The sequence below is a fragment of the Pedobacter fastidiosus genome (assembly GCF_014306625.1).
GTDB classification, from domain to species: domain Bacteria; phylum Bacteroidota; class Bacteroidia; order Sphingobacteriales; family Sphingobacteriaceae; genus Pedobacter; species Pedobacter fastidiosus.
Map to the genome: position 1 here is coordinate 1 of NZ_JACRYL010000033.1, position 26,262 is coordinate 26,262.

Here is a 26,262-nt window from a genome sequence, read left to right on the forward strand (position 1 = left end):
GCAGCCATCCACTCGTAGGTTGCAATGGCAAGACCCATCTTGAATCCCGATCCGCTCATGCCGATAAACTGCTCGGCCGAGATGTTGGATGCAATAAGCGATGCGCCGATTGCCCACCACGTTAGCGAGCCTTCGGCAAGGAAATAGTCCTTCGAGCCCGTGGATGCTGATTTTTTCTTGTTGTAGATGTACAGTCCGTAAGCCGCAACAATAACGAAGTAGATCGCAAATACAATGTAATCCTTCGTGTCCAGTAAGTTGTGTTTCATTAAGTTATGATTGATTATTTGGTTTCGAATTTTAAATGTAATAAAAACAGGAAATAATAACTGCTTTTTAACAAAAAAAATGTGTTAATGACAGTTATTATTTCTAGGATTCATACAGTTAAAGATCTATCCTAAATGTATCTGTTGATGATATTTTCTAGATATTCTTGTTTTCCACTGCGCACTTCAGGCTCTCCGTTTTCGGCAGCATAATTTCTCAAGTCTTCTAAACTCAATTTACCTTGCTCAAATTCGGCGCCTTTTCCACTATCAAAAGAAGCATATCGATCTGTTCTTACTTTTTTGTAATCAGATTTTTGAAGAACTGCATCTGCAGTAACCAAAGCACGGGCAAAAATATCCATTCCACCAACGTGGGCATAAAATAAATCTTGTGGATCAGTAGAATTACGACGGATTTTCGCATCAAAGTTTACACCACCACCTTGTAAGCCTCCACCTTCTAAAATAATCATCATGGCTTCAGTTAATTCGTTAATATCATTTGGAAACTGATCCGTATCCCATCCATTTTGGTAATCACCGCGATTGGCATCAATAGAACCTAATAAACCGCTATCAACCGCTACTTGTAGTTCGTGCTGAAAAGTGTGCCCAGCCAAAGTAGCATGGTTAACTTCTAGATTTAATTTAAAATCTGCTAACAAATCATATTCCTGCAAGAAACCTTTCACTGTAGCTGCGTCATAATCATATTGATGTTTAGATGGTTCACAAGGTTTAGGCTCGATAAAGAACGTGCCTTTAAAACCTTGTTTACGGGCATAATCTTTTGCAGTATGTAAAAATTTAGCCAAATGCTCCTGCTCGCGTTTCATGTTTGTGTTAAGCAAGCTCATGTAGCCTTCTCTTCCTCCCCAAAAAACATAGTTTTCTCCACCCAATGCAATTGTTGCATCTAAAGCTGCTTTAACTTGTGCCGCTCCATGAGCCAACACATGGAAATCTGGATTGGTAGAAGCTCCATTCATGTAACGTTTGTGACTAAATAAATTGGCTGTTCCCCAAAGTAATTTAACACCACTATCTGCTTGTTTTTGTTTGGCATATTCTACTAAAGCTTGTAATCTGCGTTCGTTTTCAGCAACATTATCGCCATAATCAACAACATCAACATCATGAAAACAATAATAGGGCAGTTGCATTTTTGTTATGAATTCGAATGCTGCATCCATTTTATCTTTAGCACGTTCAACGGCATCCTTTTTCTCATCCCATGGAAAAATATGTGTTGCACCACCAAATGGATCTGCTCCGTTACCATTAAACGAATGCCAGTAAGCACAAGCAAATTTAAAATGCTCGTTCATGGTTTTGCCTGCAACTATTTTATTTGCGTCATACCATCTAAAGGCCAATGGGTTATCGCTTTCTAAACCTTCAAATTTGATTTGATCTATACCTTTAAAAAATTCTTTTGCTCCTGTTACTACGTTTGTCATTGTGCTATATTTTGTGGTTCTATTTTTATAATGATTTATTTAAAATGTTTTTCCATTCTTGATAGAAGGGTTCGTAAGCCTCAGAATTTTTTGGCTCTAAAATTTTGATTACTTCGTGTTGGGTAAAAGCTTCTTCAGCATTTTTGAAAATACCAGAACCAATCCCGGCACCTAAAGCAGCGCCAACACTGCCATCGTTTTCATAAAGCTCTACAGGAATACCAGTTACATCAACAAAGGTTTGTGCAAACACCTCGCTTAAAAAAAGATTGGCTCTTCCCGCTCTAATTACCTTTGGTTTCATTCCATTTTCTCGCAAAATATCTAATCCATATCTAAATGAAAATGCGATTCCTTCTTGCACTGCTCTAAAAATATCTGCTTGGGTATGGGTATTTAAATCGATTCCCAATAACTGTGCACCCGTGTATTTATTATTCAACATGCGTTCTGCTCCATTTCCGAAAGGAAGAACCTTTAATCCCTTGCTCCCAATTGGAGCTTGAGATGCTAAACTATTCAGTTCTGAATAAGATGAATTTGGTGCAAAATTATGCTTAGCCCATCTATACATGCTTCCAGTTCCGTTGATGCAAAGTAATACTCCTGTATGTTTTTGTTCTTTTGAATACGTTACATGGGCAAAAGTATTTACCCTCGATTGTTGATCGTAAGTTAACTCATCACTTACCCCGTAAATTACACCCGATGTTCCAGCTGTTGCTGCAACTTCCCCTGGTTTTAATACATTTAAGGATAAAGCATTATTAGGTTGATCGCCAGATTTGTAAGCAACTGGAATCCCTTCTGTTAAGCCAAGTAAATTTGATATTTCTGCACTAACAGATCCATGTACAGAAAACAACGGCTTAATTTCTGGGATGTGGTTTTTATCCAATCTATAATAATTCATTACATCTGCAGAAAGTTCGTCCTTTTTAAAATCCCAGAAAATACCTTCTGATAATGCCGGAATACTTGTGGTAATTTTACCTGTAAGTTTCATCGCAATAAAATCGCCAGGCAGCATAATCTTATTAATTTTACTGTAAACTTCTGGTTCGTTATTTTTTACCCAAGCCAATTTTGCTGCGGTAAAATTTCCCGGAGAATTTAATAGATGTTGCAAAGATTTTTCGTGGCCTATTGCATCGAAGGCTTTTTCGCCAAGCTCTACCGCACGACTATCGCACCAAATAATGCTATCACGTAAAACATTTTGCTCTTTATCCACTACAACCAGCCCATGCATTTGATAAGCAATACCAATGGCCTTAATTTCTTTTGGATTAAATAATCCCGAAGAGTTTAATTTCAAAATTGCTTGTTGCGTGTTCTGCCACCAATCAATCGGCGATTGTTCGGCCCAACCTGGTTTAACAGATTTAATCTCTGTTTCCTCCTCTGGGTATTGAGCAGTCGCTACACTTTTCTGTGTGCTAACATCAACAACTGCAACTTTTATAGACGATGTGCCTATATCAATACCTAATAAATACATTGCTTTAGATTAATTTTAATATTTGGTTATGCAAACGGTTGCATAAAGATAGTTGTAAATTTATAAATCGCAAATTTTTTATAAAATTCTATGCAATAAATATTTTCATAATATAAATTAAATCGTTTAACTAACCAATAATCATCTATGCAACCGTTTGAATTGTAATTTGAATGCGATAAGAGAAGCTTTGAACTATATTTTATAATTTTGCTAATTGTTATTAAAAAAATAAATTTTATGCAACAAATTACTTGGGATGATTTTGAGAAAGTTGAATTAAGAGTTGGGACCATTTTAGAAGCATTTGAATTCCCAGAGGCAAGAAAACCTGCTTACAAATTGAAAGTAGATTTTGGAGAATTTGGAATTAAAATGAGTAGTGCACAGATTACAAAACATTACGGTTTAGATGAGTTGCCCGGGAAACAGATTGTTGGTGTTATTAATTTCCCAAAAAAGCAGATCGGTAAGTTTATGTCTGAATTTTTGGTAACTGGCTTTGCGGATGAAAACGGAGATATTGTGCTAACGACTGTACAAGGCAAAGTTCTAAATGGGAGTAAACTGGTATGATTTGTTACTCTAGACTTTAATAAAAGCAGAGATTGTAAATAATAAACCTGATTGCAGTGGAAACCAAAAGCTTTTTCTGCTTTTGTTGGAACAGAAAGCAGGGTTGTATTAACATAATGAGCACAGAAACCTGCTTTTTTAATATTAAATTCAATTTTATTAATGAATAACAAAACCCATTTATAAACTACCTTTGCCCTATGAGTTTTTACAATTTCGAAAATACCAATCCAGACGAGGAAGATATCCACTATATGAAATTGGCTTTGGCTGAAGCCGAAAAAGCTTTGACAGAAGATGAGATTCCGATTGGCGCAATTGTAGTTTGTAAAAATAGAATTGTTGGACGTGGGTATAATTTAACCGAACGACTTAATGATGTTACTGCCCATGCAGAAATGCAGGCTTTTACCTCGGCCTCGCAAACTATTGGCGGGAAATATTTAATGGGTTGTACATTATATGTTACGATAGAACCTTGTGTAATGTGTGCTGGCGCTAGTTATTGGACTCAAGTAAGCCGAATTGTTTATGGCGCAAGAGAGGAAAAACGGGGGTTTATCTCAAAAAACGCAAATCTTTTACACCCTAAAACAGAACTAAAAGGCGGTGTGCTTGCTGAAGAATGCGCATTGTTAATGAAAAACTTTTTCGCAAAAAAAAGATAATGTAAAAACTAGTGCTTATTGGCCTTTAACTTTACAACATTTTAACACGAAGCTTAAACAAAACTTAACCTTTGAATGTTATATTTGCTTCAAGAAACATTTTTAAATCTTTAAACATAATATATTATGGCTTTTGAATTACCTGCGTTACATTACGCAACCGATGCATTAGAACCGCATATTGATAAAATGACCATGGAAATCCACCATGACAAACATCATCAAGCTTACGTTACCAACTTAAATAAAGCATTAGAAGGTAAGCCTGAAGCAAATTCTAGCATTGAGGAAATTGTAAAAAACATTTCTAAATACCCTGCTGCTGTTAGAAATAACGGTGGTGGTCACTATAACCACTCTTTATTCTGGAATGTTTTAGGTCCAAATAAAGGTGGCGAGCCAACTGGCGATTTAGCTAAAGCAATTAAAGAAACTTTCGGTTCTTTTGCTGATTTAAAAACTAAAATGCAAGAAGCTGGAGCTACTCGTTTCGGTTCTGGTTGGGCTTGGCTATCAGTTGGTGCTGATAAAAAACTTCAAGTTTCTTCAACTCCAAATCAAGATAATCCTTTAATGGATGTTGCAGAAGTAAAAGGTACTCCAATTTTCGGTATTGATGTTTGGGAACATGCTTATTACCTTAAATATCAAAACAAACGTCCTGATTATTTAGCTGCAATTTGGAATGCTGTAAACTGGGATGCTGTTGCAGAACTTTACAAAAAAGCTTTATAAGCTCAACAATTAATACTTTGAAAGCCCACAAATTCAGTTTTGTGGGCTTTCTTGTTTTTAAGATTAATTAATAACTTTGCAGTGTATTAAAATGTTCAAAATGAAGAGGATTGTATTTTTATTCTTAATCGTGATTGGGATTAGTGGATTGGCAAAAGCACAGCAAAACAAAATGCCAACGCCTGATGAGGTAGCGAAAAAGAACGTAGAGGATTTGGATAAAAGATTAAAATTGAATGATACCCAAAAAAGTGTTGTTTACAGGTTTACTTATAACCAAGCGAAAGAACAGGCAGATTTAATTAAAAGACAACAGGCGGGTAATTCTCGTGAAGAAGATGTAGACAAATTTTATAAACTTCAAAACGAGACTTCTAAAAGTATTCGTAACGTTTTAAAAGGCGAACAGCAAACCGAATACGACAAAATAATTGAAGAACGTTTAAGTGGAAAAGCTGCCAAAACGAGCAAGAAAAAGAAAAAAGGTGAGGAAGAAGAAGTAGAAGGTGATATTAAAGGGCTCCTATCTGGACCAAAACCTGAAAAACAAAATCAGTAATTATAATATCAAACGATCTTAACTGAAGAGCAAAATGCCAGAAATAATTTTAGGTTCTTTGGTTATTTGTTTGTTGCTATCTCCACAACTTTTGGCTGGTTTTTTAGCCAAAAGAACTGGGCGCAACTTTTGGTTCTGGTTTTTTATTTCTTTTTTAATTCCTATTATTTCGATAATAATTTTGATCTTTTTGGAAGATAAAAATCCAGCAGTTCAAAGTTATAAATTGGCGGATCGCTTGGAAAAAGATAAGCAGATAGAATAGAGAATAAGTTTTTATCAAACGATTAAATTCCCACAACATCCTTTTTCTTTCGTTGTTTCATTGTCTTAGGGATAATCTGTAAAATCTCCTCTTTTAAGGCGTTAAGCATTCTTTTTTTAATAAAGTTTTTATGCGTAACCAAGCTGATTTCCCTAACTGGTTCTGGTGATTTAAAGTAACGAATTTTGCTTGTTTGTTTAGCATTAAGTTCGGCAATTGCGAGTTCGGGTAAAAGTGTAGCGCCACCGTTCAAATCGACCATTCTTACTAGCGTTTCCACACTGCCTGTATTGTATTCTAAACCCTGGAGTCTATTGTTTTTTGTTGAGCGACAAATGTTCAAAACCTGATTGCGCATGCAATGCCCTTCGTTTAAAAGCCAGATGTTTTCATCATTTAAATCTTCAGCATCTACTGTTTTCTTTTTATAAAGTTTACTGTTTTTGCTTATGTAGCTTACAAAATTTTCATAATAAAGCGGAAGCTCCGTAATGTTTGCGTCGGTTAATGGTGTTGCTAAAATGCCGCAATCCAATACTCCGGTTTTTAAATGATGAATAATATCTTCGGTGGTGTATTCCCAAATTAAGAGTTTTAATTCTGGGTATTTTTCTAACATTGCAGAAATAACTTCAGGCAGTAAGTATGGTGCAACAGTTGGAATAACGCCAATTCTCAATTCGCCAAGAACACCTTGTTGTTGACTGCTAATCAGCTCTTTAATTTTTCCGCTTTCCTGAAGAATAATTCTGGCTTGGGCAATTACTTGAGCGCCAATTTCAGTAGGAGTTACTGGCTGTTTGCTGCGATCGAAAATTTTAACGCTTAATAGTTCCTCCAATTTTTGAACCTGCATACTTAAGGTAGGCTGGGTTACAAAACATTTATCGGCAGCAGTTACAAAACTTCTATAAGTATCTACGGCAACAATATATTCAAGTTGAACTAATGTCATATAGGTAAAATTGATTTATATTTCCAAATATATCAATTTTACCTATAGGGCTAAAGTTTATAAATTAAGTTCTTAATATTTACTTTCAAAATCTTGATAAGCTAATGCGATTCCTTCTGGCAATTCGATTTTATGTTTCCAACCCAAATTATGGAGTTTAGTTACATCCATTAACTTTCTTGGAGTACCATCTGGTTTACTTGCATCAAAAACAAGCTCGCCCTGGTAATCTAAAATGTCTTTAATTAATAATGCAAGATCTTTAATCGTTAAATCGTGACCAGTACCAATATTAATCAAGGTTGGTTCATTGTAATTTTGCATTAAGAAGTAACAGGCGTCTGCTAAATCATCAGCAAATAAAAATTCACGCATTGGCGAACCTGAACCCCAAATTTCTACCTGTGGGTCATTGTTAATTTTTGCCTCATGAAACTTACGGATTAAGGCAGGCAGCACGTGTGAGTTTTGAGGGTGATAATTATCGTTGTAACCGTATAAATTGGTTGGCATAACAGAAATAAAATTACATCCATATTGATCACGATAGGCATCGCACATTTTTATACCAGCTATTTTTGCTATGGCATAAGGCTCATTCGTGTGCTCAAGAACGCCAGTTAAAAGGTAATCTTCTTTTAAAGGCTGAGGAGCCATTTTTGGATAAATGCAACTGGAGCCTAAAAACATTAATTTCTTAACCTCATTAACATAAGCGCTATGAATTACATTATTTTGGATGGCTAGGTTCTCGTAAAGAAAATCAGCTCTATAAGTGTTATTGGCAATGATACCTCCAACTTTAGCCGCAGCTAAGAATACATAGTCAGGTTTTTCTTTATCAAAAAAGTCTGCTACTGCTTGCTGATTGCGAAGATCTAATTCTGCTGAGGTTTTAACCAATAAATTTTCATAACCCTCTTGTTCGAGTTTACGATAAATAGCTGAACCCACCATGCCTCGATGACCAGCAATGTATATTTTTGCGCTTTTTTCCAAAGTATTTTTTTTAACGAATTGCAAAAATACAATTGATTTTACAAAAGTGATTAGTTATTGAAGTAAAAAGAACAACCAATAAACGATTTAATTGTAAATTTGCCGAAAAAAAACTTTTGGGTAAAGATAAACTTAGGCGATTTGCAGAGATAGAAACCTTTGCAAATGTACTTCAATTAGAAGAGGGTAAGCCATTAAAAGGCAAATGGGCGGTTGATCATTTTAAAAATGAAAATCCAATTGTATTGGAGTTAGCATGCGGTAAAGGTGAATATTCAGTAAATCTGGCTACCCTGTTTCCGGATAAAAACTTTATTGGAATAGATTATAAAGGGAATCGAATTTGGAGAGGCGCTAAAACAGCCATTGAAGAAGGAATTAATAATGTTGCTTTTTTAAGAATTCAGATTGAAAATTTATTAGATTATTTTGATGCGGGAGAAATCGATGAAATTTGGATAACCTTTCCAGATCCACAGCCTCAAGATAGTAGAGAAAAGAAAAGATTAACTTTTCCTGCGTTTTTAAACCGTTATAAGGAGATTTTAAAACCTAGTGGAAAGGTAAATCTGAAAACAGATAATGATCAGCTTTACGCTTATACATGCGAAAAAGTTAAAGAACTGAATTTGATCGAACATAAAAATACCGATCATTTATATACTTCTGATTTAGCGGATGAAGTTTTATCCATTAAAACGTACTACGAGAAAAAGTATTTGCAACACGATAAAAACATTAATTACATTCAGTTCTCTTTTGAATAAATGGACACTAACTTTTACGAGCAAGTTTATGAGATTGCCAGGCTAATTCCGAAAGGAAGGGTAACATCTTATGGGGCAATTGCTAAAAGTTTGGGCGCTGCAAAATCATCAAGAATGGTAGGCCATGCCATGCTTTATGCAGGAATGGCGCATCCAAAAGTTCCAGCCCATCGAGTAGTAAATAGCAGTGGCCTGCTTACTGGGAAGTTTCATTTTAAACCGCCAGAACTTATGGAACAGCTTTTGGCTAATGAAGGTGTTGAAGTTAAAAACGATAAGGTAGTGAACTTTAAAAATGTATTCTGGAATCCTCTGGAAGAAATAAATCTCGATTAAATAAAATTATCTGATTTTAGAATTTAATTCCTTAATCATCCAAAAATCAATCACTCAATAATTAAGCATGGGAAAATTAGTAGAAGAATTTAATGGCTATCGCGAAAAAATGAACGATAGAATAATGGAAACCGCCAATACAAACATCAAACGCTTTTTTGCGCTCGATACAACTTCCTATGCAGAAGGCGCTTTAGATGTTAAAACGAAAGAGATGCTTGGCTTAGTGGCTTCGATGGTTTTGCGTTGCGATGATTGCATTAAATATCACTTAGGCAAATGCTTCGATACGGGTGTTAATAGCGATGAAATGAATGAAATTTTTATGATTGCCAACTTGGTTGGCGGAAGCATTGTTATTCCTCACTATAGAAGAGCTGTGGAATATTGGGACGAATTAAATGCTCCACAATAAGTAATGGAGATTAACTTTAGGGTATCGAACCATCTATAAATCTTCTAAATCCTAATTATTTTTTGGTTTCGTTGTACGCTTTAACCAGTTCAATTACATCGCGACTATTTAAATCCGTATTGGCTTCTACTTTTGATTTCAGTTCTGGTTTGTCGCCCAGTTTTTGAAGCAGGATTGTTTTTACTTCGGCTTTTCGCCCATCCTCAGTTATGGCCTTAATTGGGATTTCCTGTAGCGGTCCGGCTCCAGGTTTCTCAATAAAATACCGAACAACAGGAGCACCCGCTGCTCTTTCGGGAGCAGTATTTCTTCCTCCACCAATACTGATTCCACCACCCATTCCCATACCGCCATATCCGCCGATCCCTGTTCCAATCCCTATTGATGGTCTAAATTTTACTTTTTTTTCTTTTTGAATAGGAACTAAAGTCTCCCCACCAAATGAATACAGATTGACCGTTCCCATTTCGATTACTTTTACAAATCGATATTCGAAATCTCTCTTATTTGCAAAACCCTTACTTACATAACTGTTGCCGTTCCAAAAGAAATTTTTTACATCCTTGGCGGGCAAAATTACATCGGCCTCATCATTGGCGCTTATAAAAACAGAAAAGTAATCGGTTCCTTTTATTGTTCCGCGGATTACTTCATCGTTGTTTTTAACAATAAAATCTTGTGCAAAGAGTTTACCAACAACTAATAGAAATAATATAAATGAGCTAAGGAATTTCATAAACGTTTTAATGTTTTACAAATAACGCAACTTATTTGGCTATCTTATCAATTGAGGTTAATTTTAATATTTCCGGTTTCAATATCTGGATGTAATTTTTGAAAACGAGCAAAATCTGCTCTCATTTTATCCAGCGCATAAGCCTTTGGTGTAGGAAGGTTTTTTCCCAAAGCGTAAAATTTATGAATCACATAAGAACTAAAAAGATAATCTTTAACCTCGTTTTTTGCCTGCGTATCAGTCATCACCTTTGCCAAATTATCCCGATCAATAAAATTGACTAAACCTATGTTTGTGCCTAAATAATTAATCAATTTGGCCAAATTTTCTAGTTGATCTGTGTAAGGATCTTTGGATAATTTTACTTCATCAACAAGTTTTAAATAAGGTGCTATTTCTTTTTCCACGATACTCGGATTAAGGGCAATTAAACCTTTTGGCACATAATAAGCAGAATCTGTATTGTAAGGATCAACATAAAGGCTCACCACGTTTTTTGTATTTGGATTGGTTAGCGTGTAAACATCAACTATCCCCTTTTTGCCAGACGTGCTTCCTCTTTTAGAGAAATCAATTAATGTTCCATCAGGCCAGCGATAACTGTTTCTAAGTTTGGCCATTCGATTTTGCATTGCATTTCTGTCGGCAATATTTTTAAATGCACCAGTTCCAATTGGCTTATCTATAGAAGCGCCATAATCATCTGCAGGACCTTTTAAATTTTCAAAAGTGATGTAATTTACCAGTTCTTGCGCCGGAAGCTGGGCTTTGCAAAAAGTTACCACAAAGCAAAAAAGAATCGTACAAATTGTTTTCATAGAGCGTTTTAATTTATGATGCTTAAAATACAGGATTTCAATAAATAAATTTAATTTTTTTTCTTGAAAAGCAATTTACCGATATGATTAACTTTGGTTACTTTTATCAACTGATGAAATCGGCTGATCAGTGTAATCATTAAATCTGTGTAATCACATGAATAATAAAAAACTCTTTCTTTTAGATGGAATGGCGTTAATGTACAGAGCGCATTTCGCATTAAGTAAAAACCCTCGTTTTACTTCAACAGGGATCAATACATCAGCGGTAATGGGCTTTACCAATACCTTGCTTGATGTTTTGAAGAAAGAAAAGCCAACACATATTGCCGTGGTTTTTGATACGGAGGCACCTACCGAACGACATACAACCTTTGAAGCTTACAAAGCCCATCGCCAAGCCATGCCAGAAGATTTGGCCGCTGCAATGCCTTATGTAATCAAATTAATAACAGGCTTTAATATCCCCGTAATTACTTCAGATGGTTATGAGGCCGATGATATTATTGGTACGCTTGCTAAAAAAGCAGAGTTAAAAGGTTATACAGTTTTTTGTATGACGCCAGATAAGGATTTTGCTCAGCTGGTTTCTGAAAATATTTTCATTTACAAACCCGCTCGTATGGGAAACGATATGGAGATTATGGGTGTAAAAGAAATTTTGGCGAAATGGGAAATTGAGAATGTTTTGCAGGTTATAGATATTTTAGGCCTATGGGGTGATGCTGTAGATAATATTCCCGGTATTCCAGGCATCGGTGAAAAAACGTCTAAGCTTTTAATTAAGCAATATGGATCGATGGAAAACATCATCGCCCATGCGCATGAGCTAAAAGGAAAGCAAAGGGAAAACATTGAAAACTTTGCTGAACAGGGATTGCTATCTAAAAAATTGGCAACTATTCAACTCGATGTTCCTGTAGAATTGGATGAGGCAAGTTTAGAGCTTTGCGATCCAAGTAGAGATTTGCTCGAACCGCTTTTTACCGAATTAGAATTTAGAACCTTAGGTCGTAGGGTTTTTGGTGATGAGTTTTCAGTTACAACAGCAAGATTTCAGGAAGGTACACAAACGGATTTATTCGGAAATCAATCCGGCGAAGCCATTCAATATACCAATACACTATCCGAAGAAGAGCCAGCAGAAAAACTTCCGGCTAAAACAATAGAAAACACCGAACACAATTATCAATTGGTTGAAACCGCCGAACAGCGTGCCGACTTAATAAAATTATTGCTTGCGCAGGATCGAATTTCTTTTGATACCGAAACAACCGGAACGGATGCAAACATGGCTGAATTAGTCGGATTATCTTTCTCTATTAAACCCGGCGAAGGTTATTACATTCCTGTTCCGGCAGAACGCGAACAAGCGCAGGCCATTGTTGATGAATTTAGAGTAGTACTAGAAAACGAGAAAATTGGTAAGATTGGACAAAATACTAAATACGACATTTTAGTTTTTAAATGGTACGGTTTGCAGGTTCAAGGGAAAATTTTTGATACAATGCTTGCGCATTACCTAATCGATCCGGATACGAGACATGGAATGGATGTGTTATCAGAAAACTATTTAGGTTACTCACCCATTTCAATCACTAAATTAATCGGTCCGAAAGGTAAAAATCAGGGTACCATGCGTGATGTTCCGATAATTGATGTTGTAGATTACGCGGCTGAAGATGCTGATGTAACCTTGCAGCTAGCAAATATTTTCGAACCAAAATTAAAAGAACTTAATGCAGCAAAACTTGCCGAGGAAATCGAGAATCCATTGGTTTATGTTTTGGCCGATATTGAAAAAGAAGGCGTTAGGATAGATATAGAAACGTTGCAGGCTTATTCGAAAGAGCTGGAAATAGAAATTATTAAATTTGAGCAAAACGTTTACGATAAAGCCGGCATTAAGTTCAATCTAGCCTCCCCGAAGCAATTAGGGGAAGTTTTGTTTGATAAACTTCAGCTTGATCCAAAAGCTAAAAAGACTAAAACTGGTCAATATCAAACTGGGGAAGATGTTTTGATGGCATTGGCACACAAGAGCGATATTGTTCAGGATATTTTGGATTTCCGCCAATTACAAAAGCTAAAATCAACCTATGTTGATGCTTTGCCTTTAATGGTTAATCCAAAAACAGGACGGGTTCACACTTCCTATAATCAGGCGGTTGCCGCAACGGGAAGATTAAGCTCAAATAACCCGAATCTACAGAATATCCCAATCCGCTCGGAGAGAGGCAGAGAAGTTAGAAAAGCTTTTATTGCGAGAGATGAGGATCACATTTTATTATCTGCCGATTATTCTCAAATAGAACTGCGCATTATCGCCGACATCAGCAAAGAAGAAAATATGTTGGATGCCTTTAATAAGGGCATCGATATCCATACCGCAACCGCTGCAAAAGTGTATGGAATTGGTATCGAGGAAGTGGATGGCACGCAGCGAAGAAATGCCAAAGCGGTTAACTTCGGAATTATTTATGGGCAATCGGCCTTTGGCTTATCTCAAAATCTAGGCATTCCACGTAAAGAGGCTGCTGAAATAATCGAACAATACTTCGCTCAATATCCAGGCATTAAAAGATACATGAGCGATACAATGAACTTTGCTCGCGAAAATGGTTTTGTAGAAACGATAATGGGCCGTAGACGTTACTTGAGAGATATAAACTCTGCAAACCAAACCGTACGTGGTTTTGCAGAGCGAAATGCCATTAATGCCCCAATTCAGGGTTCAGCAGCAGACATGATTAAGATTGCGATGATCAATATCCATAAAGACATGAAAGCTCAAAATTTAAAATCTACTATGACCATGCAAGTGCATGATGAGCTTGTTTTCGACGTTTTGAAAACGGAAAAAGAAATTATGAAAGCCATTATTCAGGATAGAATGCCGAATGCAATTAAAACGACAGTTCCAATTGTAGTAGAAATTGGTGAAGGTGATAATTGGTTAGCAGCGCATTAAACAATGAGGCAATTATTGATCTTCACATTTGTTTTATTATCTCTCAAATCTTTCGCACAAAAAAGCGATACATTAGTGACCTATAATTTTAATGGGATACCCACAAAGAAAGTAAATAAAGCTACATCCATCTATAAGATATTTAAGAAGGATAATGCGAACTGGATTAAGATCACTTCTGATCAAAATCTTATTCCATTGAAAAGAGAAACATTTTCTGATTCTGCACTTACCATCTTAAATGGAACTTATTTGAACTATAAAAATGGCAAAATAGCTTTAAAAGGTGCATATTTTAATAATGAGCGAATTGGTATTTGGACTAATTATGATTCTTTAGCTAAGGTGTACTCTACAAAGAATTATAGTGCAAATAAATTAAACGGTTTATCTACGTCATATTGGGAAAATGGAGCAATTCAAGAAGAAGGGAAATATATTGATGGAGAAAAGCAAGGCGAATGGAAAATGTATTACGAAACAGGAGAAACCGCTTTAAAGGAAATATATAATGAAAAAAACAAACTGATAGATAGTGCTTATTTAAATGTATCGGGGCAACCTATTGTTAAGGATAGCATTTTTAAATCTCCAACATATCCTGGCGGTATAAAGATGTTTTATCGATATCTGGGTAAATCGGTTAGATATCCATCAGATGATGTTAAAAATAATACTCAGGGCAGAGTGGTTTTATCATTCACAGTTAGTAAGAGTGGAGGCGTAGAAGATGTTACAGTAGTCGCTGCACCCAGTTATACTTTAGGTGTTGAGGGCATTAGAGTACTAGAAAGTTCGCCGAAGTGGATTCCTGGTAGGCTTTTTAATAAACCAGCTAATATTCGTTATGAGATTGATGTAAACTTTTCTCTTAATTAATATTTTCTTATCTTCATTAAATCTTCATCCCTAATCTTCAACTTTATATCAACAAATTAACGAGTAAAACAAAAAAATTAGAAACATGAAAAAATTATTGAGTTTAATCGCAATCGCAGCATTTGGTTTAACTACAGCATTTGCTCAAACACCAGCAACTACTGCTCCAGCAAAAAAAGTTGTTAAAAAAGAAGTTAAAACTGCAACAGCACCTGTAAAAGCTGGCGCCAAAATGGAAGCTAAAAAAGTAGAAACCAAAACAACTACTACAGCATCTAAAGTAAAAGCAGATGGAACGCCAGATATGCGTTTCAAAGACAATAAATCTAAGGCGGTAACTAAAGTTGCTGGTCCAACTAAAAAAGACGGAACTGCAGATATGCGCTATAAAGCAAACAAAACAACAACTAAAGTTGTTAAAAAGAACTAGGTTTAGGTTTATAATTTAAAAGGGTCTCGATGAAAATTGAGACCCTTTTTTATTTTATAACGCTATTGTTTCGCCAATTGCAGGCAATAACAAAGTTTTATGCTCACGCTTAAATTTATCAAGTGCTTCTTCGGTATCAATTTCAATTACTGGGAAGGTGTTGTAATGCACGCCTATAACTTTATCGCAATCAAAATATTTTGTTGCAACCAATGCATCATCAACATCCATTGTATAATTACCACCAATTGGTAAAATGGCATAATCTAAATTATAAATGTCGGCCAAAACTTTCATTTCGATGGTCAAACCGGTATCGCCAGCAAAGTAAATCTGCTTGCCATCGGCTTCAATAACAAAACCTGCCGGGTTTCCACCATAACTTCCATCAGGTAAACCCGATGAATGCGTAGCAACAACCATTCTAACTGCTCCCCAATCAAAAGTAAATTTACCAAAATTCATTGGGTGTAATTTTTCGATGCCTTGCTTTTGCGCCCACTCAGCAACTTCTGGCATGGCAATAACGGTTGCGCCTGTTTGTTTTGCCAGATCAACTAAATCAGCAACGTGATCACCATGTCCATGGCTTACCAAAATATAATCTGCTTCTATTGCCTTAATATCTACGTCTTTTGCAAGTGGATTGTGAGAAATAAAAGGATCGAATAATAATTTTTTACTCGCTGTTTCAAGTAGGAAACACGATTGACCGTAATACGTATATTTCATGGGATTTTAAAAATTAGAGTTAAATTATTGACCAAACACACCACCTAAGCCCCCAAGCATATCTTTTGCCGAAGCTTGCATTTCTGTTGAGCTTACTTCTTCTGCATTGGCCAAAGCTTTGTTTATTGCTGTTAACAATAATTCTTCTAGCTCTTCTTTATCTGCACTTTTTAGAAATTCTTCATTTATAGCAACTCCAGTAATGGCCTTATTGGCTGTTGAAGTTATTTTAATTGCTCCGTTTTCTACTTCGCCAAAAACAGAGATTGTATCTAGGCGCTTTTTTATTTCCTCAGCTTTTTGCTGCGCTGCGAATAGTTTATCGAACATAATATGTTGTTTTTATTATAAAACGAATTAAATCAACTTGTGTTTTTAATTTTAAAATTTTAGAAAAGAGAACTTACAGAATATTGAAATTCCTTTACTAACAAACACTAATCTTCATCTGTTCCTGGCAAACTGCCATTACCATGATAAGCGCCTTTGCGAATAATCGGCATATTGAAATGTTTGTACAAATCATCAAGGTGCATCAAGCTTCCATTGGTTAGGTTGCCCAAAAAGATAATCACAATATTTTTATCTAAATCCCGCACGTAAATATGGCGGAAACCATGCCACCAACCTGTATGATAAACAACCTTATCCATTTTTTCTCCATCGAACATTCTCCACCCATAGCCATAGTTAAAATGGCCATTTACAGGCTTGTTGTGTCCTTTGTAAGCCGAATCTAAACTTAATTTGGAAAGTAATCTGCCGTTTTTTAAATATTTATCAAAAAGCACCAAATCATGTACTGTGCTGTAAATCCCCTTATCGCCAACGGGTCCATCTAAAAAGTTTTGAGCAACTGAATATTTCCACGTACGATCGTGGCCGACTACATCAACAGGGATTTTTTCGTATTCAGTAGTGCTGTAAACATGAGTATGTTTTAAGCCGGCGGGTTTAAAAACATGCTCCATCATATATTGCGAATAGCGTTGACCAGTAACTTTCTCGATAATTGCACCCAATACCATAAAATTAGAGTTATTGTAATGAAATCTATTATCTGGCTTGGTATAAGGATTCGGTTTTTTGTCGGCAATCACATTCATTACTTCTTGATTGGTCACCCCCTTTTTCATATTGCGTTTTTCCTTGCGCCAAATATCATCAATAAAGTACACGTAATTCATCATTCCACTTCGGTGTGTAAGCAATAATTTTACCGTGATTCCATCATATGGGAAGTTGGGGAAGAATTTTTTAACATTATCGTTAAGGGAAAGTTTTTTGGCTTCTACCAACTGCATAATTGCAGTACCCGTAAACGTTTTAGTAATGGAAGCTAGCTCAAATTCTGAATTTATTTTTAGGCTATCGCGATGTAAATAATCTGCCCATCCAACTGCTTTCTCGTATAAAATTTTGCCGTCCTTTGCTACGAGCATATTGCCATTGAAACCATATTTTTTATGGAGGTTATCTACAAAATCTGCAATCCATTTATCGCCCTTGGCAGGATGGTAAACTAGTAAAAGACTATCTGCTTTATCATCATCCTTGGTACGGATTTTTTGTTCAGCAGCCTTTTTCTCTTCAGATTTTTTGCTCGAACATGCGGTTAATAAAGTTAAGGAGATTGCTAATGCTGAAAATATATTACGAAAATTCATCTATTGTGGGAATACTAAATTTAAAACCCGAAAATTAAAGAATTTTGAAGCGCAAAAGGGAAAGAGTTTTACACATTTTCGCAATTATTATTATACCAGCATTCGAATAAATGGCCTTTGCTACCATAAACAGGGTCGCTATCTGGATTTTCTACTTTAGCAATGTCTTCATCTGCCTCAGGCCGCTCATCAGCTTCGCCATATTTGATGTTATATTCTATACCTTTTGGATAAGCACCAACAACAGTAAAGTCATCGCTAGAGTTTAGTTTTTTATGTGCAACGCCTGCAGGGATCAGAATCACGTCGCCTTTATCTAGCTCCACACAAACTCCATGCTCTCCGCCAAATTGCACATCAGCTTTGCCACAAAATACACCCATCACCTCATGCGTATTGCTATGATAGTGGTCATAATCAAAAATGCCATCAACCCAGGCATTGGTATATCCATTAGTTGCAAAAACTTTTTTTATGGCGTCTTCTGTATCATCCGGATGAATTAAAAAAGCACCTTTATAAATCATTAAGGGTAAATTTGGATTATTGGGAAAGTTTCCATTCTCTTCTATTTTGTGTGCTACTAAATATGCTTCTTGAATCAATTTTTCTTTATCCATTATTTTGGTGTTTAAGTATTAACAAAGTTAACGGTAAAGGGTTTGATTTTGTGGGATTGTGATTTTTGAAAAAAAGCCCAATGAAAATAATTAATCAGTTCTTATTGATACAAAAAATGCCTCCAAAAGTATTGCTTTTTGGAGGCATTATAAATAATAGCTATTATATTAAATGAATCTCTATTTATTCAACGGTAACAGATTTAGCTAAATTTCTAGGTTGATCTACATTACAACCTCTCATTACTGCAATGTGGTAAGATAAAAGTTGTAAAGGAATAGTTGCTAGCAACGGTAAAAATGCTTCGTCAGAATCTGGAATTTCAATACAGTAATCTGCCATTTTCTTCACTTCAGTATCTCCTTGAGTAACGATGGCAATTACCTTTCCTTTTCTTGCTTTAACCTCTTGGATGTTACTAATTACTTTCTCATATGATGAATTCTGAGTAGCGATAAACACAACTGGCATTTCCTCGTCAATTAAAGCGATAGGGCCATGTTTCATCTCTGCAGCCGGATAGCCTTCTGCATGGATATAAGAAATTTCCTTGAGCTTTAATGCGCCTTCTAATGCCACAGGGAAGCCACTGCCTCTACCTAAAAACAAGCAGTTTCTGGAATCCTTAATTTTCGAAGCAACTTCTTTAATCAAATCATTAGATTCTAACGCAATTTGTATTTTATCAGGAATGTTATCGAGCTCGGTTAATAAAGCGATTAATTTGGATTGGGTAATGGTTCCTTTTTGCTGAGCCATGTAAAAAGCCATCAAAGTTAAAACGGTTACTTGTGCAGTAAATGCTTTTGTAGAGGCTACACCAATTTCTGGCCCTGCGTGTGTGTAAACACCAGCATGTGTTAAACGAGGGATAGATGCACCGGCAACGTTACAGATGCCAAAAATAGTAGCACCGCGTTCCTTAGCCATTTCAATAGCAGCCATTGTATCTGCAGTTTCTCCCGATTGAGAGATTGCAATTACAACATCCTTTTCAGTGATAATTGGGTTGCGGTACCTAAATTCTGATGCATACTCAACTTCTACAGGGATTCGAGCATATTCTTCGATTAAGTATTCTCCAACCAAACCCGCATGCCATGATGTTCCGCAGGCTACAATAATTATACGGTCTATATTTTTTAATTTTTCTACAAACTCCTTTATCCCACCTAACTGAACTTTACCTTCTTCTGGATAAATTCGGCCACGCATACAATCTCTAATCGATCTCGGTTGCTCATAAATCTCTTTCAGCATAAAATGATCAAAACCACCTTTTTCAAGCATTTCAAGCTGTAGCTGTAGCTCTTGTATCAAAGGAGTTTGGACAACATTATCAAGTTTTTTAACCAAAAGATCATCTTTGGTTACCAATGCAATTTCGTTATCGTTAAGATAAATTACATTTTTTGTATACTCGATAATTGGAGTCGCATCAGAAGCGATGAAGTATTCGCCTTTGCCAACTCCAATTACCATAGGACTTCCTTTTCTGGCCGCAATTAAGCGATCTGGATTTTCTTTATCCATAATTACAATGGCATAAGCCCCTGTAACCTCTCTGAGCGCTAATCTAACTGCTTCTAAAAGATCTATTTGCTCAATTTTTTGAATTTCTTCAATAAGATGAATTAAAACCTCGGTATCGGTATCACTTTTAAACTCATGGCCACGAGAAGAAAGTTCTTCTTTTAGTGTTGCATAATTTTCGATAATACCATTATGAATGATCGAAAGCTTATCGTTGTTAGAAGTATGTGGATGGGAATTTCTATCTGATGGAACACCGTGAGTAGCCCATCTGGTATGCCCCATAGCAATGGTTCCGGTTTTATCTTTATCTTCGGCAAACTCTTCAAGCGCAGCAACCTTACCAACTTTTTTATAAATATGTTGTCCGCTACTATTAGCTAATGCAATCCCTGCACTGTCGTAGCCTCTATATTCTAATCTTTTAAGCCCTTTTAGTACAATTGGCCAAGCCTCTCTATAGCCAATGTAGCCTACAATTCCACACATAATATTTGTATATGATATAAATTTAAAAACGCACGAATATACTAAACAAACGTTTGTTTAACATAGCAATAATTTTTTAAACTAAATAATTATTGCAAACCATTTAAAACGAAAAACTCACCTAATGTATAACAATAGGTGAGTTTTATAATGAGTTTTTAGTGAAGAAAATTAATTTATCTTACTGTAGTAAATATTAAGTTTCACTCTATTTGTGGTGTTAACACCAGTTCCAATAACTGCTCTTTCTGCAGAAGTTGCCGTTGGTAATCTTTCAAACACATCTAAAGAAGTTGGGCCTATAAAAGTTCCGTAATCGGTAAGTTTTTTATCGATTAAATCTTGCACATAGCTGGTTACCACAAAAACGTACCTGTTTTTTAATGAGTCATAATATCCTCCGAAAACACCATCAGACAAGCCTCTTTTGTCTCCGCCTGTTGTGGTAAGTGGATCATGATCTGGCACATTTACAGGTTGTTCTGCAATATCCCAACGATACAAAGAAAGTCGTTGTGCAGGTCCAAACGGATAAGCGTATGTTCCAGCACTTAGATCTACAACCAGTTCCGCTTTGTTTACAATCACTTTTCCATAAGTTGTTGTAAAGGTTGCAAGATTTGGAAAGGAGATTTTAGTTCTCACACCAACTAAACCTTGAGTATAGGTAACAGTGTAAGGTGTAGGGTTAGCAACAGTTGGTGGATTATCCAATTGAGTTTTAATTGCTGTACCTGTATAATCATGTTTAATATTAGCTGTTATTGCTCCAGAGCTTGTATTGATAGGCCAATTTACTGATGTAGTATCAATTCCGCTAGATGAGTTTGTACTTTTATATACCAATTGTAGGTAAGAATTTACACTGGAGAAATCTATAAACGCAATACCACCTGTACCTGTTGATGAAGTTTTATTAATTTCAGCATAAAGGCCTTTAAAGTAATCTACAAATTTAGCGTTTGTAGTTGTTCCCGTTGTAGGCAAGCTTAATAGCGTACTTTGAATAAATGCCTTGTTTAAAGGAATTCTAATTTCTGCTTTTACCGTTCTTAGCGTATCCGTTTTGCCTTTAATAATGTTAAAGGTTTTAATCGGTGTATTTGGGTAAATCTTGCTTCTAAAATTACCTAAAAGATTTGTGTTATGTGCCTGTACATCAGAACTTTTGTAAGTAGTAATTTTATTGGCTAACTGATAAACATCAATACTATAAATAGAATTTGTTGTATCTCCATAAAATTTAATTTTTGGACTTACCAAATTCGTATCTATTCTCAATACTAAAATTGCCGAATCTAAAATTGGAGATGTTCCGAAATCATAACTAAGCGATGGTGGAACTACCGTCATTGCAACGCTAGATTCGGTTTTACCAAAAACAGGATCAACCATGTAACCTAACGGGTGACGTGACAAGCCAACTGTATTAACCGCAACATCCTGAACCGTTTGAGATCTCACGTCACTGTTAACCAAAGTTCCTTGTATCGCTTGGCTTGGGTCTACATCTAAACCAACACTATCGGGGTTTTTACACGATGCAAAAAGAAAAAGACCTATCAACAGGGTTAATAAGTCTTGTTTTGTAAATTTCATATTTAAAAATAATAATACCTAATTAAGCAACAGAAACCAATTCATCATTTGAAATTTCTTCATAAAAAGTATAGAAGTTTTCAAAATTTTCGGTTAAGTTATAAGCTAAAGTTGGCTTATTGGAATCTTTAACAAATTTTAACACATCTTCGCTAAGGTTTTCATCTGCTAAAACAACTGCATCTGAATGGATTACAGCACCGATATGCATGCTGTTACAGTCTGCGGCTTCGAAGGCTTTAGTATCTGCTTCAGTCATGTTTGCCATAACGGCTTTCTTAGAAAAGTTTGCGTTTAATTTCTCGCTAAAACAATCCTCATAAATAGAATAAACTACTTTAGAATTTTTGAAAGTTGGATCGTTTTTATAAGTCGTTTTAATATAAGCAGGAACTAAAGAACTCATCCAACCATGACAGTGAACGATATCCGGAGCCCATCCTAATTTTTTAACTGTTTCTAAAGCACCTTTACAGAAAAAGATCGTACGCTCATCATTGTCATCGAAGAATTTTCCGCTAGCGTCTCTAAAAACTTGTTTGCGTTGGAAATACTCTTCGTTATCCAAGAAATAAACTTGCATGCGTGCAGCAGGGATGGATGCTACTTTAATAATTAAAGGATTATCGTTGTCATCGATAATGATATTCATTCCAGACAAGCGGATTACTTCGTGTAAACGATTTCTTCTTTCGTTGATGTTACCAAACTTAGGCATCAAAATACGGATTTCGAATCCTTTATCTTGCATTGCTTGTGGTAATTGACGTGTGATTTCAGAAATTTTAGTAAGCTCGAGGAAAGGCGACATCTCGTGGGTAACAATCAGCAGCTTCGTTTTTGCCATCTCCATATTTTAAGAAAATATTTAAGTTAAATAAAAGATAATGAGCTGCAAAGATACTAATAATAATACTATTTATCAATATCGCAAGCATTTGTTTGGTTTCGTTTAGATTAATTTACACCTTTACGGCTTTAATTTAAATTGTCCGAATTGGAAATATTTAAAACGAAAACAGCACTTAAAGCTTTCATAGAACCTCTAAAAGCCTCAGGACTTAAAATTGCGCTAGTGCCTACAATGGGCGCTTTGCACAACGGTCATATTTCTTTAATTAAATTGGCTCAGCAAAATGCAGACATTATTATATGCAGTATTTTCGTAAATCCAACCCAATTTACCGATCCTAAAGATTTAGAAAAGTATCCAAGGCCAATTGAACATGATCTTGCCATGCTTGAAGAAGCAGGTTGCAACGGTGTTTTTATGCCCGATGTTAAGGAAATGTATCCTGAAAAGGAAACTTGGCAGATCGATCTAGGGAAAGCCGAATTCCTATTAGAAGGCGAATTTCGCAAAGGCCATTACCAAGGGGTAACTCAAATAGTAAATAAACTTTTTGATGCTGTTAAGCCAGATGTGGCCATGTTTGGGCAAAAGGATTTTCAGCAAGTGCTGATGATTAAAAATATGCTTAAGCATTTTAATCTGCCCATAACGATTATTACTTGCCCAATAATCCGTGAAGAAGATGGATTAGCGATGAGCAGTAGAAACATCCATTTATCTAACGTAGATAGAAAGAATGCTTTGGTTCTAAATAAATCTCTTCAATTCGTTGTCGGTCATTTTAATGAATACTCTCTTTCCGAACTCGAAGATAAAGCCATATTATTCTATGCAAATATTCCGGGCGTAGAGCTTGATTATTTTACAATCGCTAACGGAGAAAGCTTAGAGCCCGCCAAATCGAAAGAAGAGGATAACTTGGTTGCACTTGTGGCGGCTAAAGTAGGTTCAACCAGGTTGATCGATAATGTGATTATTAAATGATGGAAGATGAGAGAGGTAAGACGGTTGATGTGTCACCTAACTATCATCCATTTTCCATATTACATCTTCCATTACCGAAACTCCAAACTGATTACTAACTTTGCCAAATGATTATCACGATATTAAAATCGAAAATACACCGTGTTAAGGTAACACAAGCCGAATTAAATTATGTTGGCAGTATTACGATTGATGAAGATTTAATGGATGCAGCCAACATTATTGCGAATGAAAAGGTGCAGATTGTAAACAATAATAACGGTGCACGTTTCGAAACTTATGTAATTAAGGGCGAGCGTGGAACTGGAACCATCTGCTTAAACGGTGCCACGGCGAGACTAGCGCAACTTGGCGATATATTAATCATAATGTCTTACGGTTCTTTACCAATAGATGAAGCCAAAAAATATAATCCAATTCTTGTTTTTCCTGATGATAACAACCATTTGTTAAAATAGCATTTTGACATTCGACCTTAAAACGGCTCTTAAATATATCATCCTATTGGTAATTGGGATAGGCGTTTTATACTTAGCTTTTAAAGGTCAGGATTTAGGAAGAATTTGGGTAGAAATTAAATCTGCCAACTTTTTTTGGGTTATTCTTTCTTCGATAATTGTTTGGCTAGCTCACGTTTTAAGAGCTTTACGCTGGCAGATGCTTTACAAATCAATTCAGTACAAGGTAAGTTTTTGGAATGCCTATCACGCTGTTATGATTGGTTATCTCGCGAATTTGGCATTACCCCGCTTTGGAGAAATTGGAAGGTGTTCTGTAATTCATAAAGCAGAAAAAGTACCCATGTTTGCCTCAATAGGTACTGTAATTACCGAAAGGTTATTTGATGTGCTGGTTTTGTTGCTCACCGGATTGGCAATATTAATATTTCAATACAATATCGTTGCAGATTTTCTTTATAACACCATTTATCTTAGTCTAGCCAATAAACTACAATCACTCAATTACTTTTGGCTTATCGGCATATTCTTTCTATTCCTATTATTAATCGTTGGCACAGTTTATTTTCTACGAAAAAAATTCAGCAAGAAGTTTTTACGAATTTTCGTGAGTTTGCGACAAGGGTTTGGCTCTTACGGTAAACTTAAAAATAAACCTCTCTTTTTGCTTTATACATTCGGCATTTGGTCTTTCTACTTCTTATCCATGTACACAGCTTTCTTCGCTATAGAATCTACTTCGGCTTTAGGTTTAAATGCAGCCTTTACCGCAATTGTATTTTCAGGTTTTGCAATGGTTGCTCCAGTACAGGGTGGAATTGGTGTTTTTCATTGGATGGTTGGTCAATCGTTGGTTTTATATGGTTTGGCCTTCAAGGATGGCTTAGCTTATGCAACCATCATTCATTCCTCTCAAGTATTGCTTATTTTAATTTTAGGCAGTTTGAGTTTGTTTTTAGTGCTGACTAAGAAGAGGGTCAAATAGTTATAGAAGTATAAATCATCTTAAACAAACGTTTGCGCAATTATTTACAGCTTAATAACCAATTAAGTACAAAAGGTCGCTTTCTTGCATTATTTATTATACTTTGGCACAGATAAAATGTTTATTAATTTGTGTTTGTCTTTAAATATTGAACAAACGTTTGCGCAAAAATAGATCGTAATTAAGCAAATTCCTCTATTATCTTTATAATTACAAAATCCAAATATCATTCCCAATAGGATCTTAATTTCTATCCTTTAAAAATATCATTCCTATCATCCCAAAAGTCATCCCAACGATATTGTTATGCGCTATGCATTTCGATAACATTTTGAATTTAGACACACTAAATAACAGGAGATGATACGAACCTGGTTAAAAGGAGTAAAGATTAAACTTATTTAAAATGAAAAAAATCTCTTTAATGCTATTGTGCTTTGGCGTGTTCTCGGCCAATGCAAAAGATGGGAAACCAAAAACAAAACAGAGTAAAGAATTATTGAGTTGCCAGCAGTGCGCAACGGGTACTGGAGTGGTCAAGTATTTTTGTGATTGGACACAAACGGCCTATTCGATATCATTTCAGGTTACGTGTTGTAAATCTAGTACTTCTGGGTGTGCAGATGCTCTACAACAGGCTCAGCAATGTGCCCAATCTCAAACAATGGGTACATCAGCAAATATCTTAGCTGGATTAAAGGCTGGATGTGTTGCTCCAGTGACCCCACCAGAGGATTAGTTTTTCTTAACTAAACTTTAACAAACGATTCGAGCTGGATTTTTTAATAATCTCGAATCGTTTTATTCATCATTTTATCAAAGCAATTATGAAAATCTACATACTTCTCTATCTCGTATTTTTGCCTCAATTATTATTTAGTCAAACTTTAATAGCAGAATATTCAATTGTCCAAAATTCTACCATAACCCTTGGTGGAAAGGAAAGAAATGTCAGCTTAGATTTAATCGGACATCTGTATAAAAAGGGGCAGAAATATA

Annotated in this window: 29 protein-coding genes; 15 read left to right on the top strand and 14 right to left on the bottom strand. The window is 35.7% G+C overall.

Annotation, left to right across the window (positions count from 1 at the left end):
• From H7U22_RS21720 to H7U22_RS21730, 3 genes are all read right to left on the bottom strand, one after another.
• A partial coding sequence (locus H7U22_RS21720; protein ID WP_449581876.1) for a sodium:solute symporter family transporter occupies positions 1 to 269 on the bottom strand: 269 nt, incomplete at its 3' end.
• 131 nt (positions 270 to 400) lie between these two features.
• On the bottom strand, positions 401 to 1,732 hold the full coding sequence (gene xylA / locus H7U22_RS21725) for a xylose isomerase (protein ID WP_187073445.1): 1,332 nt from the start codon (positions 1,730 to 1,732) through the stop codon (positions 401 to 403).
• 25 nt (positions 1,733 to 1,757) lie between these two features.
• The gene (locus H7U22_RS21730; protein ID WP_187073446.1) at positions 1,758 to 3,233 is read right to left on the bottom strand and encodes a xylulokinase; all 1,476 of its coding nucleotides are present in this window, start codon (positions 3,231 to 3,233) and stop codon (positions 1,758 to 1,760) included.
• Positions 3,234 to 3,473: 240 nt separating this feature from the next.
• Between H7U22_RS21730 and H7U22_RS21735 the strand changes: the two genes are divergently transcribed.
• The 5 genes from H7U22_RS21735 (at position 3,474) to H7U22_RS21755 (ending at position 6,036) form a co-directional block, all read left to right on the top strand.
• A complete protein-coding gene (locus H7U22_RS21735) occupies positions 3,474 to 3,809 on the top strand; it encodes a tRNA-binding protein (protein WP_187073447.1) in 336 nt (111 codons plus the stop codon).
• A gap of 200 nt (positions 3,810 to 4,009) precedes the next feature.
• On the top strand, positions 4,010 to 4,477 hold the full coding sequence (locus tag H7U22_RS21740) for a nucleoside deaminase (protein WP_187073448.1): 468 nt from the start codon (positions 4,010 to 4,012) through the stop codon (positions 4,475 to 4,477).
• Positions 4,478 to 4,603: 126 nt separating this feature from the next.
• Complete coding sequence (locus H7U22_RS21745; protein ID WP_222621933.1) at positions 4,604 to 5,212, top strand: superoxide dismutase; 609 nt, start codon at positions 4,604 to 4,606, stop codon at positions 5,210 to 5,212.
• 100 nt (positions 5,213 to 5,312) lie between these two features.
• Positions 5,313 to 5,771 (top strand): hypothetical protein, encoded by a 459-nt coding sequence (locus H7U22_RS21750; protein WP_187073449.1) that lies wholly within the window; start codon positions 5,313 to 5,315, stop codon positions 5,769 to 5,771.
• Positions 5,772 to 5,805: 34 nt separating this feature from the next.
• Complete coding sequence (locus H7U22_RS21755) at positions 5,806 to 6,036, top strand: hypothetical protein (protein WP_187073450.1); 231 nt, start codon at positions 5,806 to 5,808, stop codon at positions 6,034 to 6,036.
• Positions 6,037 to 6,058: 22 nt separating this feature from the next.
• On the opposite strand, the gene H7U22_RS21760 is transcribed toward H7U22_RS21755, so the two are convergent.
• Both H7U22_RS21760 and fcl read right to left on the bottom strand, forming a co-directional pair.
• Positions 6,059 to 6,991 carry a hydrogen peroxide-inducible genes activator gene (locus H7U22_RS21760; protein WP_187073451.1) on the bottom strand — a complete coding sequence of 311 codons (933 nt, stop codon included), beginning with the start codon at positions 6,989 to 6,991 and terminating at the stop codon, positions 6,059 to 6,061.
• Between the two features lie 72 nt (positions 6,992 to 7,063).
• On the bottom strand, positions 7,064 to 7,990 hold the full coding sequence (gene fcl, locus H7U22_RS21765) for a GDP-L-fucose synthase (protein ID WP_379016653.1): 927 nt from the start codon (positions 7,988 to 7,990) through the stop codon (positions 7,064 to 7,066).
• Positions 7,991 to 8,106: 116 nt separating this feature from the next.
• On the opposite strand from fcl, the gene trmB reads away from it, so the two are divergent.
• The 3 genes from trmB (at position 8,107) to H7U22_RS21780 (ending at position 9,508) form a co-directional block, all read left to right on the top strand.
• Complete coding sequence (trmB, locus tag H7U22_RS21770) at positions 8,107 to 8,757, top strand: tRNA (guanosine(46)-N7)-methyltransferase TrmB (RefSeq protein ID WP_187073453.1); 651 nt, start codon at positions 8,107 to 8,109, stop codon at positions 8,755 to 8,757.
• A complete protein-coding gene (locus tag H7U22_RS21775) occupies positions 8,758 to 9,093 on the top strand; it encodes an MGMT family protein (protein ID WP_187073454.1) in 336 nt (111 codons plus the stop codon).
• Positions 9,094 to 9,160: 67 nt separating this feature from the next.
• On the top strand, positions 9,161 to 9,508 hold the full coding sequence (locus tag H7U22_RS21780) for a carboxymuconolactone decarboxylase family protein (protein WP_187073455.1): 348 nt from the start codon (positions 9,161 to 9,163) through the stop codon (positions 9,506 to 9,508).
• A 55-nt stretch (positions 9,509 to 9,563) separates the two neighbouring features.
• Here the strand turns inward: H7U22_RS21780 and H7U22_RS21785 are convergent, their stop codons facing one another.
• Both H7U22_RS21785 and H7U22_RS21790 read right to left on the bottom strand, forming a co-directional pair.
• Positions 9,564 to 10,244 (bottom strand): hypothetical protein, encoded by a 681-nt coding sequence (locus H7U22_RS21785; protein WP_187073456.1) that lies wholly within the window; start codon positions 10,242 to 10,244, stop codon positions 9,564 to 9,566.
• 47 nt (positions 10,245 to 10,291) lie between these two features.
• Positions 10,292 to 11,062, bottom strand: a complete 771-nt coding sequence (locus H7U22_RS21790; protein WP_187073457.1) for a hypothetical protein — start codon at positions 11,060 to 11,062, stop codon at positions 10,292 to 10,294.
• Positions 11,063 to 11,219: 157 nt separating this feature from the next.
• Between H7U22_RS21790 and polA the strand changes: the two genes are divergently transcribed.
• The 3 genes from polA to H7U22_RS21805 all read left to right on the top strand — a co-directional run bounded on the left by polA (position 11,220) and on the right by H7U22_RS21805 (position 15,342).
• On the top strand, positions 11,220 to 14,033 hold the full coding sequence (gene polA, locus H7U22_RS21795) for a DNA polymerase I (RefSeq protein ID WP_187073458.1): 2,814 nt from the start codon (positions 11,220 to 11,222) through the stop codon (positions 14,031 to 14,033).
• 3 nt (positions 14,034 to 14,036) lie between these two features.
• Complete coding sequence (locus tag H7U22_RS21800; protein WP_187073459.1) at positions 14,037 to 14,912, top strand: energy transducer TonB; 876 nt, start codon at positions 14,037 to 14,039, stop codon at positions 14,910 to 14,912.
• An 85-nt stretch (positions 14,913 to 14,997) separates the two neighbouring features.
• Positions 14,998 to 15,342, top strand: a complete 345-nt coding sequence (locus tag H7U22_RS21805) for a hypothetical protein (protein WP_187073460.1) — start codon at positions 14,998 to 15,000, stop codon at positions 15,340 to 15,342.
• Positions 15,343 to 15,396: 54 nt separating this feature from the next.
• Here the strand turns inward: H7U22_RS21805 and H7U22_RS21810 are convergent, their stop codons facing one another.
• The 7 genes from H7U22_RS21810 to H7U22_RS21840 form a co-directional block, all read right to left on the bottom strand.
• Entirely contained in the window at positions 15,397 to 16,074 is a 678-nt protein-coding gene (locus tag H7U22_RS21810) for a metal-dependent hydrolase (RefSeq protein WP_187073461.1), read from the bottom strand.
• A gap of 24 nt (positions 16,075 to 16,098) precedes the next feature.
• Positions 16,099 to 16,404 (bottom strand): YbaB/EbfC family nucleoid-associated protein, encoded by a 306-nt coding sequence (locus H7U22_RS21815; protein WP_187073462.1) that lies wholly within the window; start codon positions 16,402 to 16,404, stop codon positions 16,099 to 16,101.
• Between the two features lie 107 nt (positions 16,405 to 16,511).
• On the bottom strand, positions 16,512 to 17,741 hold the full coding sequence (locus tag H7U22_RS21820; RefSeq protein ID WP_187073463.1) for a serine hydrolase domain-containing protein: 1,230 nt from the start codon (positions 17,739 to 17,741) through the stop codon (positions 16,512 to 16,514).
• 68 nt (positions 17,742 to 17,809) lie between these two features.
• Positions 17,810 to 18,361, bottom strand: coding sequence for a cupin domain-containing protein (locus H7U22_RS21825; protein ID WP_187073464.1), 552 nt, complete (start codon positions 18,359 to 18,361; stop codon positions 17,810 to 17,812).
• A 184-nt stretch (positions 18,362 to 18,545) separates the two neighbouring features.
• Entirely contained in the window at positions 18,546 to 20,384 is a 1,839-nt protein-coding gene (gene glmS / locus H7U22_RS21830) for a glutamine--fructose-6-phosphate transaminase (isomerizing) (RefSeq protein ID WP_187073465.1), read from the bottom strand.
• A gap of 171 nt (positions 20,385 to 20,555) precedes the next feature.
• Positions 20,556 to 21,983 carry a DUF4270 family protein gene (locus tag H7U22_RS21835; protein WP_187073466.1) on the bottom strand — a complete coding sequence of 476 codons (1,428 nt, stop codon included), beginning with the start codon at positions 21,981 to 21,983 and terminating at the stop codon, positions 20,556 to 20,558.
• 22 nt (positions 21,984 to 22,005) lie between these two features.
• Complete coding sequence (locus H7U22_RS21840; RefSeq protein ID WP_248284830.1) at positions 22,006 to 22,830, bottom strand: glycogen/starch synthase; 825 nt, start codon at positions 22,828 to 22,830, stop codon at positions 22,006 to 22,008.
• A 150-nt stretch (positions 22,831 to 22,980) separates the two neighbouring features.
• Between H7U22_RS21840 and panC the strand changes: the two genes are divergently transcribed.
• The 4 genes from panC (at position 22,981) to H7U22_RS21860 (ending at position 26,002) form a co-directional block, all read left to right on the top strand.
• Positions 22,981 to 23,820, top strand: coding sequence for a pantoate--beta-alanine ligase (gene panC, locus H7U22_RS21845; protein ID WP_187073468.1), 840 nt, complete (start codon positions 22,981 to 22,983; stop codon positions 23,818 to 23,820).
• Between the two features lie 107 nt (positions 23,821 to 23,927).
• A complete protein-coding gene (gene panD / locus H7U22_RS21850; protein WP_109929749.1) occupies positions 23,928 to 24,278 on the top strand; it encodes an aspartate 1-decarboxylase in 351 nt (116 codons plus the stop codon).
• 4 nt (positions 24,279 to 24,282) lie between these two features.
• Entirely contained in the window at positions 24,283 to 25,263 is a 981-nt protein-coding gene (locus H7U22_RS21855; protein WP_187073469.1) for a lysylphosphatidylglycerol synthase transmembrane domain-containing protein, read from the top strand.
• A 406-nt stretch (positions 25,264 to 25,669) separates the two neighbouring features.
• Complete coding sequence (locus tag H7U22_RS21860; RefSeq protein ID WP_187073470.1) at positions 25,670 to 26,002, top strand: hypothetical protein; 333 nt, start codon at positions 25,670 to 25,672, stop codon at positions 26,000 to 26,002.
• The last annotated feature ends 260 nt before the right edge of the window (positions 26,003 to 26,262 follow it).